The sequence below is a fragment of the Marinobacter sediminicola genome, from assembly GCF_031157525.1.
In the GTDB taxonomy this organism is placed as follows: domain Bacteria; phylum Pseudomonadota; class Gammaproteobacteria; order Pseudomonadales; family Oleiphilaceae; genus Marinobacter; species Marinobacter sediminicola.
Genome location: NZ_JAVIXR010000002.1, coordinates 198,724 through 212,026, shown reverse-complemented (window position 1 = coordinate 212,026; position 13,303 = coordinate 198,724). Strand labels below are relative to the sequence as shown.

The 13,303-nt window shown below is 54.3% G+C and carries 9 protein-coding genes; all 9 read left to right on the top strand.

Going from position 1 to position 13,303, the window contains the following annotated elements; translation table 11 throughout:
- Window positions 1-14: 14 nt before the first annotated feature.
- The 9 genes from RG807_RS03675 to nosZ all read left to right on the top strand — a co-directional run bounded on the left by RG807_RS03675 (window position 15) and on the right by nosZ (window position 13,281).
- On the top strand, window positions 15-3,758 hold the full coding sequence (locus RG807_RS03675) for a nitrate reductase subunit alpha (protein WP_309043672.1): 3,744 nt from the start codon (window positions 15-17) through the stop codon (window positions 3,756-3,758).
- Window positions 3,755-5,326 (top strand): nitrate reductase subunit beta, encoded by a 1,572-nt coding sequence (gene narH, locus RG807_RS03670; protein ID WP_309043671.1) that lies wholly within the window; start codon window positions 3,755-3,757, stop codon window positions 5,324-5,326. The genes RG807_RS03675 and narH overlap by 4 nt, the downstream gene beginning before the upstream one ends.
- Window positions 5,327-5,335: 9 nt before the next feature.
- Window positions 5,336-6,088: a nitrate reductase molybdenum cofactor assembly chaperone gene (narJ, locus tag RG807_RS03665; protein WP_309043670.1), complete on the top strand. Its 753-nt coding sequence runs from the start codon at window positions 5,336-5,338 to the stop codon at window positions 6,086-6,088.
- A gap of 23 nt (window positions 6,089-6,111) precedes the next feature.
- Complete coding sequence (gene narI, locus RG807_RS03660) at window positions 6,112-6,789, top strand: respiratory nitrate reductase subunit gamma (RefSeq protein ID WP_309043901.1); 678 nt, start codon at window positions 6,112-6,114, stop codon at window positions 6,787-6,789.
- Window positions 6,790-6,880: 91 nt separating this feature from the next.
- Window positions 6,881-7,687: a peptidylprolyl isomerase gene (locus RG807_RS03655; RefSeq protein WP_309043669.1), complete on the top strand. Its 807-nt coding sequence runs from the start codon at window positions 6,881-6,883 to the stop codon at window positions 7,685-7,687.
- Window positions 7,688-7,838: 151 nt separating this feature from the next.
- Window positions 7,839-8,615: a Crp/Fnr family transcriptional regulator gene (locus RG807_RS03650; protein WP_435404652.1), complete on the top strand. Its 777-nt coding sequence runs from the start codon at window positions 7,839-7,841 to the stop codon at window positions 8,613-8,615.
- 23 nt (window positions 8,616-8,638) lie between these two features.
- Window positions 8,639-9,040 (top strand): ribonucleotide reductase subunit alpha, encoded by a 402-nt coding sequence (locus RG807_RS03645; protein ID WP_309043668.1) that lies wholly within the window; start codon window positions 8,639-8,641, stop codon window positions 9,038-9,040.
- 185 nt (window positions 9,041-9,225) lie between these two features.
- A complete protein-coding gene (gene nosR, locus RG807_RS03640) occupies window positions 9,226-11,316 on the top strand; it encodes a transcriptional regulator NosR (RefSeq protein ID WP_309043899.1) in 2,091 nt (696 codons plus the stop codon).
- 69 nt (window positions 11,317-11,385) lie between these two features.
- On the top strand, window positions 11,386-13,281 hold the full coding sequence (nosZ, locus tag RG807_RS03635) for a TAT-dependent nitrous-oxide reductase (RefSeq protein ID WP_298448993.1): 1,896 nt from the start codon (window positions 11,386-11,388) through the stop codon (window positions 13,279-13,281).
- The last annotated feature ends 22 nt before the right edge of the window (window positions 13,282-13,303 follow it).

Here is a 13,303-nt window from a genome sequence, read left to right as displayed (position 1 = left end):
TGGAGAGAGAGACCATGAGTCATTTGATCGATAAGCTGAGCTACTTCAGTAAAAAGCGCGAGTCCTTCGCGAACGGCCACGGCGAAACCCACGACGTAAACCGCGACTGGGAAGACAGCTACCGCCAACGTTGGCAGCACGATAAAATCGTTCGCTCCACCCACGGCGTAAACTGCACAGGCTCCTGTAGCTGGAAGATCTACGTCAAGAATGGATTGGTGACCTGGGAAACCCAGCAAACCGACTACCCCCGCACCCGTCCGGACCTGCCTAACCATGAGCCCCGTGGTTGCCCTCGTGGTGCCAGTTATTCCTGGTACATGTACAGCGCTAACCGTCTGAAGTACCCACTGATGCGCAAGCATCTGATGAAGCTTTGGCGTGCGGCACGCATGCAATTCAATGACCCGGTTGAAGCCTGGGCGTCCATTGTTGAAGACCCGAAAAAAACTGCAGAGTACAAACCCCGTCGTGGTATGGGCGGATTTGTGCGTTCCAGCTGGGACGAAGTTAACGAACTGATTGGCGCAGCAAACGTTTACACGGCCAAGAAGGTTGGCCCGGATCGTATTATTGGCTTCTCTCCAATTCCTGCCATGTCGATGGTTTCCTACGCGGCCGGTAGTCGTTATCTGTCGATGATCGGCGGCGTGTGTTTGAGTTTCTATGACTGGTACTGCGATTTGCCGCCGGCTTCTCCGCAAGTGTGGGGTGAGCAGACCGACGTTCCTGAATCTGCAGACTGGTACAACTCGGGCTACATCATTGCCTGGGGTTCCAACGTGCCTCAAACCCGTACTCCGGACGCCCACTTCTTTACCGAAGTGCGCTACAAGGGCACCAAAACTGTTGCCATTACTCCGGATTACGCCGAAGTCTCCAAGCTGTCTGATGAGTGGCTGAATCCCAAGCAGGGTACAGATGCGGCTCTGGGTATAGCTATGGGGCACGTCATTCTTAAAGAATTCCACCTCGACAACCCCAGTGAGTATTTCACCGACTACGTGCGTCGTTACACCGACATGCCTTATCTGGTGAAGCTCGACAAAATGGAAGATGGCCGTTACGTACCTGGCCGATTCCTGCGTGCCAGTGATCTGGTGGGTGGACTGGGTGAAGAGAACAACCCGGAATGGAAAACCATTGCCATTGATGAAGCCAGCAACCAGCTGACAGCGCCTAACGGCTCTATCGGCTATCGCTGGGGTGAGAAGGGCAAGTGGAACCTGAAGCAAACAGCCAAGACGGACGACGTCAGCCTTCAGTTGTCTCTGGTTGAAAAGCATGACGAAGTGGTTGATGTGGCCTTCCCGTATTTTGGCGGCATTAAGCACGAGCACTTCAAGTCCGTTGAAATCAGCGACACCCTGACCCACAAGCTGGGCAGCCGTAAAATCGAGCTGGCTGACGGTGGCGAAGCTCTCGTAGTTACCGTGTACGACCTGATGATGGCCAACTACGGCATCAGCCGCGGCCTGGGCGATGACGACGGCGCAACCTCCTACGATGAAATCAAGCCGTACACTCCGGCTTGGCAGGAGAAGATCACCGGCGTACCCGCTGAGAAAGTGATTCGTATTGCCCGTGAATTTGGTGAGAACGCCCATAAAACCAAGGGCCGTTCCATGATCATTGTTGGTGCCGGTATGAACCACTGGTATCACATGGACATGAACTACCGCGCACTGATTAATATGTTGGTCATGTGTGGCTGTATCGGTCAGAGCGGTGGTGGCTGGGCTCACTACGTAGGCCAGGAAAAGCTGCGTCCGCAAACCGGTTGGCAGCCGCTGGCCTTTGGTCTGGATTGGCAGCGTCCACCACGTCAGATGAACGGTACCTCGTTCTTCTACGCCCATTCCGGGCAGTGGCGCTATGAAAAACTGGATGTGAGCGAGATTCTTTCGCCTCTGGCCGACAAGTCCAAGTTTGGTGGAAGCCTGATCGATTATAACGTACGCGCAGAGCGTATGGGCTGGCTGCCATCAGCACCTCAGCTAAACCGCAACCCGTTAGGCATTGCGGCGGAAGCTGAAAAGGCCGGTATGGATGTACCTGCCTACGTGACCCAGTCCATGAAGGACGGCTCACTGGCCTTTGCATCGGAAGATCCGGAAGCGCCGGAGAACCACCCACGCAACATGTTTATCTGGCGTTCCAACCTGCTGGGCTCCTCCGGTAAAGGTCACGAGTACATGCTCAAGTATCTGCTGGGTACCACCAGCGGCTTGCAGGGCAAAGACCTTGGCCACAATGGCGGCATGAAGCCAGAAGAAGTGAAGTGGCATGACGAAGCACCTGAAGGCAAGCTGGACTTGCTGGTGACTCTCGACTTCCGCATGTCCACCACCTGCTTGTACTCAGACATCGTTCTGCCGACCGCTACCTGGTACGAAAAGAACGACCTGAATACATCTGACATGCACCCGTTCATCCACCCGCTGACCGCTGCGACTGACCCGGCATGGGAATCCCGCAGTGACTGGGAAATCTACAAAGGCATCGCCAAGTCCTTCTCCAAGGCATCCGAAGGCCATCTGGGTGTTGAAAAAGACGTGGTTACTCAGCCACTGATGCACGATGCAGCAGCCGAGCTGGGCCAGCCGTTCGATGTGAAAGACTGGAAGAAAGGCGAGTGTGAGCTGATCCCGGGCAAAACAGCGCCGAACTTCGTCACCGTAGAGCGGGATTACCCGAACACCTACGCGCGCTTCACTTCGCTTGGGCCTTTGATGGACAAGTTAGGTAACGGTGGCAAGGGTATTAACTGGAATACCGAAAAAGAAGTGAACTTCCTGGGTGAGCTGAACTACAAGCACATCGACGGAGCGAACGCAGGTCGTCCGAAAATTGAAAGTGCCATTGACGCAGCAGAAGTAATTCTGACTCTGGCACCAGAAACCAACGGTCACGTAGCTGTTAAAGCATGGGCTGCGCTGTCGGAGTTCACCGGGCTGGATCACAGTCACCTAGCGGTGGGCAAAGAGCACGAAGCCATTCGCTTCCGCGACATTGTGGCTCAGCCCCGTAAGATTATCTCCAGCCCCACATGGTCTGGTCTGGAAGACGATCACGTGTCCTACAACGCTGGCTACACCAACGTGCACGAGCTGATTCCCTGGCGCACATTGACCGGCCGCCAGCAGTTCTACCTCGACCACGAGTGGATGCGAGCGTTTGGTGAAAGCCTGTTGGTGTACCGTCCGCCTATTAACACTAAAGCCGCAGCGCCATTGCTGAACGCAAAACCCAATGGCAACCCGGAAAAAGCGTTGAACTTCCTGACACCGCACCAGAAGTGGGGTATCCACAGTACCTACAGCGACAACCTGTTGATGCTGACCCTGTCTCGCGGTGGCCCCATTGTGTGGCTGAGTGAGGATGATGCCCGCGACGTGGGTGTTGAAGACAACGACTGGGTAGAAGTATTCAACGCCAACGGAGCGCTCGCAGCACGGGCCGTTGTCAGCCAGCGGGTTATGCCGGGCATGATGATGATGTACCACGCTCAGGAACGGATTGTGAACATTCCCGGCTCGGAAGTGACCGGAAGCCGCGGTGGTATTCACAACTCGGTTACCCGTGCTTGCCCGAAGCCCACACACATGATTGGTGGCTACGCGCAGTTCTCCTACGGATTTAACTACTATGGAACCGTGGGTTCCAACCGCGATGAGTTCGTGGTGGTGCGCAAAATGAAGAACGTTGACTGGCTTGATGGCGAAGGCAACGACACTGTTCAGGAGGCTGTAAAATGAAGATCCGTTCCCAAGTAGGCATGGTGCTGAACCTGGACAAATGCATCGGTTGCCATACCTGTTCAGTGACTTGCAAAAACGTGTGGACCAGCCGTGAAGGCATGGAATACGCCTGGTTCAACAACGTAGAAACCAAGCCAGGTATTGGTTACCCGAAAGAGTGGGAGAACCAGGATAAGTGGAAAGGCGGCTGGATGCGTGATGCCAGCGGCAAGATCCGCCCGCGCATTGGCGGCAAGTTCCGGGTACTGGCGAACATTTTCGCCAACCCGGACCTGCCGGAAATTGACGACTACTACGAGCCGTTTGATTTCGATTACCAGCATCTGCACACCGCAGGCGACAGCAAGCACCAGCCGGTTGCACGGCCTCGCTCGCTGATCTCCGGCAAGCGCATGCAGAAAATCGAGTGGGGCCCGAACTGGGAAGAAATTCTCGGTACCGAGTTTGCCAAGCGTCGTAAGGATAAAAACTTCGACCAGATTCAAGCCGACATTTACGGTCAGTTTGAAAGCACGTTCATGATGTACCTGCCGCGCCTGTGCGAGCACTGCCTCAACCCGACCTGCGTGGCGGCCTGCCCAAGTGGCGCCATCTACAAGCGGGAAGAAGACGGCATCGTACTGATCGACCAGGACAAGTGCCGCGGCTGGCGGATGTGTGTCTCCGGCTGCCCGTACAAGAAAATCTACTTCAACTGGAAAACCGGTAAGTCTGAAAAGTGCATCTTCTGCTACCCGCGTATTGAGGCTGGTATGCCGACCGTGTGCTCCGAGACCTGCGTAGGTCGTATCCGCTATCTGGGTGTGTTGCTTTACGATGCCGACCGCATCGAAGAAGTGGCCAGCACTCCGGGCGAGCACGAGTTGTATGAAAAGCAGCTGGAAATCTTCCTGGACCCGAACGATCCGAAGGTGATTGAACAGGCTCAGAAAGACGGCGTGCCAATGAACGTTATCCAGGCAGCCCAGCGCAGCCCGGTGTACAAGATGGCGGTGGACTGGAAACTGGCCCTGCCTCTGCACCCGGAATACCGCACTCTGCCAATGGTCTGGTACGTACCGCCACTGAGCCCGATTCAGTCGGCAGCCGAGGCCGGCAAGGTTGAGTTCGACGGCATACTGCCGAAGATCGAAAGCCTGCGTATTCCGGTGAAGTATCTGGCGAACCTGCTCACCGCAGGGGACGAGAAGCCGATTGTGCGCGCGCTCAAACGCATCATGGCAATGCGCCTGTACAAACGAGCAGAAACCGTAGATGGCGTTGAAGATCTGCGGGCATTGGAAGAAGTCGGCCTGACTAAGGCTCAAGCTGATGAAATGTACCGTTATCTGGCCATTGCGGATTACGAAGATCGCTTCGTGATTCCCACCAGCCACCGTGAACTGGCGAAGGAAGCTTTCCCTGATGCACACGGTGAGCGCGGCGGTTGCGGCTTCAGCTTCGGCGACGGTTGCAGCGGTGGTGACAGCGAATTCAGCATGTTTGGTGGTCGTAAAAACACCACGTCCATGGTGCAAAAGCTGACCACTGTGAAGCAAGTCGACCCCAAACAGCTGCAGAAGTAAGGAGGCCGCATGAAATTATTGAAAGTACTGGCACGGATTCTGGAGTATCCCTCCGCTGAACTTCAGGCCTCCAAAGACGCCATGGTAGCTGCTGTCCTGGAGGACAGCCGGCTACCACGGAAAAACAAGGAGCAGCTGCTCCAGTGTATCGACCGCCTGTGTGAGGGCGATCTGCTGGATCTCGAAGAGGCCTATACCGGCACCTTCGATAAAGGCCGCGCCACCTCACTGCTGTTGTTTGAGCACGTGCACGGTGAATCCCGTGACCGTGGTCAGGCCATGGTTGACCTGATGGAGCAGTATCGGGCCAACGGGCTGGAAATCGACGCCAAGGAATTGCCGGATTACCTGCCGCTGTTCCTGGAGTATTTGTCGACCCGCCCCTGGGAAGAAATCCAGAACTGGTTGGAAGATATCCATCACATTCTTGGCCTTCTGGGCGAGCGGCTGTATCAGCGTGAAAGCCTGTATCACGTAGCCATGGACTCGTTGCTGGAGCTGTCTGGTCGCACAACCGATCGCCAGGAGCTTGCACAACTCGTGGCCTCGGAAGAGCGTGACGACACAGCAGAAGCGCTGGATAAGGTCTGGGAAGAAGAAATGGTGAAGTTTGTGGATGACCAGGGAAGTTCCTGTAACACCGGAGGCGTTGTTGGCCAGCGCCGCCGCGAAATGGAACAAACCCAGACCATTCACCTCAGTGATCATCTGATGACGGATGTAACGCCCGCTCAGGCGCGTGCCGCCGCGAGAGACGCCTGACGGCGCAGGAGGAGACCAAGATGATGTCTTATCTGAATACATTGATTTTCGGGATTTATCCGTACATCGCTCTGGTGGTGCTGGTTCTTGGCACTTGGGCACGATACGACCATGGGCAGTTCACCTGGAAGGCTCATTCCAGCCAGATGCTGCGCAAGAAAAACATGGTCATGGCCAGCGTGTTGTTTCACGTAGGCATTCTGGTGATCTTCTTTGGCCACCTGGTTGGGCTGCTGACGCCACACTTTGTGTACGAGCCCTTCATGACCGCAGGTACCAAACAGGTACTGGCGATTGTTGTGGGTGGTATTGCTGGAGTCATGTGCCTGATTGGTGGCGCTATGTTGGCCTATCGCCGGTTAACGGACCCGCGGGTCAGCGCAAGCAGTACCTTTGCCGATAACATGGTCATCATCATCCTGGTTGTTCAGGTGGTGCTGGGGCTGGCAACCATTCTGCCAACACTGGGACACCTTGATGGCGGCACCATGCTGCAATTGGCTGGCTGGGCACAGGCCATCTTCACCTTCCAGGGCGGGGCAGCCGAGTACATGGTGGGCGTACATTGGATCTACAAGCTGCATATGTTCCTGGGCTTGACGATCTTTGTAATCTTCCCGTTCACCCGTTTGGTGCACATGTTGAGTGTTCCGGTGGAGTATTTCGGCCGGAAGTACCAGGTGGTAAGGAAGCGGGCGTAAGGAAAAATTGGGCCTTGCCCCCTCTCCCCAACCCCTCTCCCCTTGCGGGAGAGGGGACAGCCCCCACTGAACAAACCTACGGAGACCAACCATGCAACTGATCCCCACCGGTGAACCCGAAAAACCCAGAAACCAGTTTCCGCCAGTGTATGTGGGTGAAACCCTGATACCTGAGGATGATATCGCTCGGGAAATGCAGCACCACCCGTCTGAAGAAGTAGCTGAAGCCTGGCATGAAGCCGCCAAATGCCTTGTTATTCGAGAGCTGCTTCTGCAACAGGCTAAAGTATTGAAACTGCCAGAAGAGCTGGATGAAGAAGCTGCGATAGCACAGGTGCTCGAGCAGGAGCTCGACGTGCCCCAGCCCAGCGACGAAGACTGCGAGCGCTTTCATGCAGCCAACCCCGGCCGTTTCCGCAGTCCGACATTAATGGCTGTAAGCCACATTCTGCTGGCGGCAGCACCAGACGATGTGCAAGAACGCATGCGGCAGGAAGAAATCGGGCAACAGTTACTTACCTCTTTGATTGAGGGACGGGCCCAGTTTGCGCCGCTGGCCAAGCAGTACTCTGCGTGCGAATCCCGTCACCAGGGCGGTAGCCTTGGGCAGATCAGCAAGGGGCAGACCGTCGAAGAGTTTGAGCGGCCAGTGCTGACGCTCAAAGAAGGCCTGAATCCGGAATTGATTGAAAGTCGTTATGGCTGGCACATCGTGCGGGTAGACCAGCGTATTGATGGCGAGCAGCTGCCATACGAGCATGTAAAACCGCAGATTCGCCAATACCTGAGCGAAAGCGTGACCCGTCGGGCATTTCGTCAGTATTTACAGGTGCTGGCCGTCGAAACAGGTGTTCAGGGGGTCGATCTTGAGCTCCCCGACTCGCCCTTGATGCAGTGATTTAAAGAAAGACACGGATGTCATCCCGGAAAATAGGTAGTAATGCGAAATATTGCGTTAAGTCAATTATTACCAAGTATCCGTGATACTACCCCCATGGGGGGAGCGATTTTTCAGGAGTATCCTCTTATTATCTAAAACATGATTTTGAATGCATGATATGAAAGGGGATAACGCAATGATGGCTACGCAACCTGCACAAACCCGCTACGCCAAACCTGTTGTGTTGGCTGTGAATGAGTTGACCAACGGCGAAAGCGTACTGCAGCCCATGCGCAGCCACGCCCTGTTCAACACGCTCAGCGACGCAGACTTTGAGAATCTCGTGCTCCAGTCCCGCCGGCTTCGCTTGGGGCATCATCAACTGCTCTACCGGCAGGACATGCCAGCCCATCACTTCTTCTTTGTGGTATCCGGGCGCTTGCGGCTATACCGGCTGGATTCCTCCGGAATTGATCGGACACTCGATAGTATTGCACCAGGTGACTGCTTTGCAGAAGTAATGATCTACGCTGACCCAGCCCGCTATGCGTGCTATGCCGAAGCATTGAAATCCAGTGAAGTTCTGATGATTCCCGTGAAAGCCTATCAGGAACTGCTCGATAGCAAGCCTGAGTATGCCAACGCGGCCCTCCGTCACTACGCCATGCGTGCGGTTTCCCGGTTCCACGATCTTGAAATTATGACGGTTCAAAATGCCCGTGATCGTTTGATCCGTTACCTGATCGATTTGCTGCCAAATGGTGTTTCCGAAGGCGGGGAAGTCGAATTGCCATTGCCAAAGTGCCTGGTAGCGTCTCGGCTTGCGATGCAACCGGAAACCTTCTCGCGGATTTTGGCAGATTTGAAATCCAACGGGCTTGTGCGGGTAAACCGGAGCAAATTGTTTATCTCTGATCCCAAGCGATTGATCGAAATCAGTCAGTAGAAAATTGAAAGGATATCGCCTTCATGATTAGCAGTTACAGTGATTTGATCAAAACAGCAAAAAGTGAACACGAACCCCAGCGCCTATTGTTTGTTTTCTGTCGGGCAGAACTGCCAGATGACGCATCGGCTGACGAAAAAGCCGCATTTGAGCGGGGTGAGGGCGGCGCACTTACGCCCGTTATATGCGTGGACAAAGCCCTGGAAGAAGTCTTGGAGTTTGCTGTACTGGTTGAAGAGTCCAAGAGCACTGGCCAGTCATGGGATGTGGTCTTCGTTGCGGCCATGTCTGGCCGAGGGGGCACAGCACCATCGTCCGACGAAGCCCAACAGCCACTGACCATGATGGTGGAGTCGATTCGTTTGGGGCATGTCAGCAATTATCTGCCACTTGATAGGAGTGGGAGAGCGGTCAACCTCGGCTAGCCAGGATGCCTTTTTGCTTCTTGCGAAAAAGACATATCCATATAGAGGTATTTGAATTATTCCTCGATCGCATAGGCTGTTTAACTCAGGCGTAGGTGATTCGCTGTTTCCGTTGGGGGCTTGTTTTGAACGTTATTTTTCGCAGTGTCTTTTGTATTTTTACCCTGCTTCTCGCAACTGTTTCGATGGTTCAGGCAGCACCGCTCAGCCAGTATGAGCCGGTGTCTGGCAGGCAGGTTATCCAAAAGGCCTTCCCGGAAGTAGATCGGGTTGAACCACGGGAAGGCAACCGCGCTATCCAGGAGTTGTATGCCGCTGACGAACTGAAAGGTTATGCCTATCAATCCCTGGATTTTGTGCAAACGCCTGCCTATTCCGGCAAACCACTGAACGCTATGGTGGTGCTGGATACCGAAGGCACTATCCGCTTTGCCAAAGTGATTCACCATGATGAGCCCATACTTCTGGTGGGCATTCCCGAAAGTAAGATGCACGCATTTACCGATCAGTACACCGGCTTGAAAGCAGATCAGCGGGTTACTGTCGGTGGCACATCTACCGAGCGCAAGATTGCTGTTGACGGGCTCTCCGGTGCCACAGTTACGGTTATGGTGATCAATGAAGTCATTATGCGCACCGCGCACCGGGTGGGGGTTGAACTTGGGCTGGTAGAAGGCAGCGGCACCAAGCGACCGCCAGCGGCTGAGGTTGTCAAAGATGGTTTTCAGCCTCGCACGTGGGAAGAATTGACCGGCGACGGCTCGATTCGCCGCATGCTGCTGACCAAAGGCCAGGTAGATGACTCCTTCAAAGGCACCGAAGCAGAGGGCGTTGAAACAGCTGCACCTGATGAGCGTGATGAGCCACTGATTGATCTGTATGCAACTTACCTGGATTCACCGGTGATTGGTCAGAATCTGCTGGGTGAAAAGCAGTATGACTGGTTGATGTCCGAGCTGAAGGAAGGTGAGCAGGCTATTGCCGTATTGGCTAACGGTGACTATTCCTTTAAGGGCTCAGGCTATGTGCGCGGGGGTATCTTCGACCGCGTTCAGATTCGACAGTACGGCGATACCTTCAACTTCCGCGACATGGACTTTTTTCGCCTAAGCGATGTTTACGCGGCAGGCATGCCCAGCTTCAAGGAAATGGCGATTTTCATAGTTCGCCAGCAGCACAACTTTGATCCGGGGTCACCCTGGACTCTGGAGCTGACGGTAAAGCGCCAGACAGGCCCGCTGGACAGCGAGTTCCAGGTGTTTCCTTTGGAATACCAGCTGCCGGAACAGTATTACACCCGTGCAGAACCGGTGCTCACAGACGAAGAATGGCTCGAAACCCAGCCGCTATGGGTTCAGGTTTGGTATCAGCGCCAGTTCCAGGTGATTGTTCTGGGAATTGGTATTGGCGTGCTGTTGTTGATTCTGTTCTTCCAGGACTGGCTGGTGAAAAAGCCTAAGGTGACGCGCTGGATTCGCCACGCATTTCTTACCTACACAGTGTTTTTCATTGGCTGGTATGCCTTGGGCCAACTGTCGATCGTTAACGTTTTGGCATTTGTGCACAGTCTTGTCAGCGGCTTCACCTGGGAAACTTTCCTGATTGATCCGATTATATTTGTGCTCTGGGCTTCTGTGGCGGGCATCGTGTTGCTCTGGGGGCGAGCTGTTTATTGTGGTTGGCTGTGCCCGTTTGGGGCGCTGCAGGAGCTGATCAACGAGATTGCACGCTTCTTCAAGGTTCCCCAGTACAACGTGCCCTGGCCTATTCATGAGCGTTTGTGGGCGGTGAAGTACATCGTATTGCTGGTGCTGTTCGGGGTGTCTCTGGACTCGCTGGCAACCGCTGAGAGGATGGCAGAAATCGAGCCCTTCAAAACCGCAATTACCCTTCGCTTTGATCGCAGTTGGCCGTTTGTCACCTACGCGGTTCTGCTACTCGTAGTGAACATTTTTACTCGCAAGGTTTTCTGCCGCTACATGTGCCCGCTGGGTGCTGCACTGGCGTTGCCGACCAAGTTGCGTGTTTTCGACTGGCTCAAGCGTCGTAAGGAGTGCGGCAACCCTTGCCAGCTGTGTGCCAAGGAATGCGAAGTGCAGGCTATTCACCCTGACGGCACCATCAACTACCAGGAATGTCACTACTGTCTGGACTGCCAGATGACCTATTTCGATGACCACAAATGTCCTCCGCTTATCGTCAAGCGTCGTGGCAAGCGTCGTGGTCATAACGCCCCGGGCCGCCCTGAGGAGATTCCAGTGGTTCAGGTGACGTAGCAGTGTAAAACCAAAAATAAAATAGAAATAGAAATAGAACCGCCATTACCAATAACGGAGTTCAATGCTATGAAAAAGAAAGAAGAGTTAGGAAAGGATCTTGCCGAAAATGGCGAAAGCGGGTTGAGCCGTCGTCGCTTCCTGGGCGCGACTGCTCTGGCTGGCGCAGTGGGTGCTGCAGGCCTTGGTGGCGCTGTAATGACCCGTGAGTCATTTGCTGCTGCAGCGAAGGAAGCTCAGAACAAGATTCACGTAGGGCCGGGCGAACTGGACGAATACTACGGTTTCTGGAGCGGTGGCCACCAGGGTGAGGTTCGTGTTCTTGGCGTTCCATCCATGCGTGAAATCATGCGGATCCCCGTATTCAACGTTGATTCAGCCACAGGCTGGGGTATCACTAACGAAAGTAAGGATATTCTGGGTCGCGACAAAACCTACCTGAACGGCGATTGTCACCACCCGCACGTTTCCATGACCGACGGTCGTTACGATGGCAAGTACCTGTTCATCAACGACAAGGCCAACACCCGTGTCGCCCGTATCCGCCTGGATATCATGAAGTGCGACAAGATTACTCACGTTCCGAACGTGCAGGCCATTCACGGGTTGCGCCTGCAGAAAGTGCCCCACACCAAGTATGTGTTCTGCAACGCAGAATATATGATTCCGCACCCCAACGACGGTAGCGATTTCTCCATGGAGAACAGCTACACCATGTTTAACGCGCTGGACGCGGAAACCATGGAAGTCGCCTGGCAGGTGATTGTAGACGGCAACCTCGACAACACAGACGCTGATTACACTGGCAAATATGCGGCGTCTACCTGCTACAACTCCGAGAAAGCGACGGATTTGGCCGGCACCATGCGTAACGACCGCGACTGGGTAGTTGTGTTCAACATTGAGCGCATTGAGGAAGCCGTCAAGAATGGCGATTTCAAAACTCTGGGCGACTCTAAAGTTCCAGTGGTTGATGGCCGTGGTAAATCCAGGCTGACCCGTTATATTCCTGTGCCAAAGAACCCGCACGGCGTTAACACGTCACCAGATGGCAAGTACTTCATTGCCGCCGGTAAGCTATCGCCAACCTGTTCGGTGATCGCCATCGACAAGCTGGACGATGTGTTTGATGACAAAATCGAACTTCGTGATGTGATTGTTGCCGAGCCGGAGCTGGGTCTTGGGCCTCTGCACACAACCTATGATGGTCGCGGTAACGCTTATACCACGCTGTTTATCGATAGCCAGGTAGCCAAGTGGAACATTGCGGATGCCATCAAGCACTACAATGGCGAGAAGGTGAACTACCTGCGCCAGAAGCTGGATGTGCATTACCAGCCAGGCCATAACCATGCATCTCTGACAGAATCCCGCGATGCCGATGGTAAGTGGTTGGTTGTGTTGTCCAAGTTCTCGAAGGACCGCTTCTTGCCGGTTGGCCCTCTGCACCCGGAGAACGATCAGTTGATCGATATTTCTGGCGAGGAAATGAAGCTGGTTCACGATGGTCCTGCGTTCGCAGAGCCGCACGACTGTATTCTGGTTCGCCGTGATCAGATTAAAACCAAGAAGGTTTACACCCGTGACGATCCGTATTTCGCCGGTGCCCGTGCTCAGGCGGAGAAAGACGGAGTTGCTCTGGAGTATGACAACAAGGTGATTCGCGACGGTAACAAGGTTCGCGTTTACATGACGTCGGTTGCACCTATGTTTGGCCTGACTGAGTTCAAGGTGAAGCAGGGCGATGAGGTAACTGTGTATGTTACTAACCAGGATACCATTGAGGATGTGACTCACGGTTTCTGTATGGTAAACCACGGTGTGGGCATGGAGATCAGCCCTCAGCAGACCTCTTCGGTGACCTTCATTGCGGATAAGCCTGGTGTTCATTGGTACTACTGCAACTGGTTCTGTCACGCTCTGCACATGGAGATGACGGGGCGGATGTTGGTAGAGCCGGCTTAATATAAGCGTTTTGACCGGAGCT

Bases quoted from the DNA above. Each gene is read 5' to 3' on its own strand.
- RG807_RS03645 (WP_309043668.1), top strand. From the start codon at position 8,639: ATGATTAGCAGTTACAGTGATTTGATCAAAACAGCAAAAAGTGAACAC.
- narH (WP_309043671.1), top strand. From the start codon at position 3,755: ATGAAGATCCGTTCCCAAGTAGGCATGGTGCTGAACCTGGACAAATGC.
- RG807_RS03675 (WP_309043672.1), top strand. From the start codon at position 15: ATGAGTCATTTGATCGATAAGCTGAGCTACTTCAGTAAAAAGCGCGAG.
- RG807_RS03655 (WP_309043669.1), top strand. From the start codon at position 6,881: ATGCAACTGATCCCCACCGGTGAACCCGAAAAACCCAGAAACCAGTTT.
- narJ (WP_309043670.1), top strand. From the start codon at position 5,336: ATGAAATTATTGAAAGTACTGGCACGGATTCTGGAGTATCCCTCCGCT.
- RG807_RS03650 (WP_435404652.1), top strand. From the start codon at position 7,839: ATGCATGATATGAAAGGGGATAACGCAATGATGGCTACGCAACCTGCA.
- narI (WP_309043901.1), top strand. From the start codon at position 6,112: ATGTCTTATCTGAATACATTGATTTTCGGGATTTATCCGTACATCGCT.
- nosR (WP_309043899.1), top strand. From the start codon at position 9,226: ATGGTTCAGGCAGCACCGCTCAGCCAGTATGAGCCGGTGTCTGGCAGG.
- nosZ (WP_298448993.1), top strand. From the start codon at position 11,386: ATGAAAAAGAAAGAAGAGTTAGGAAAGGATCTTGCCGAAAATGGCGAA.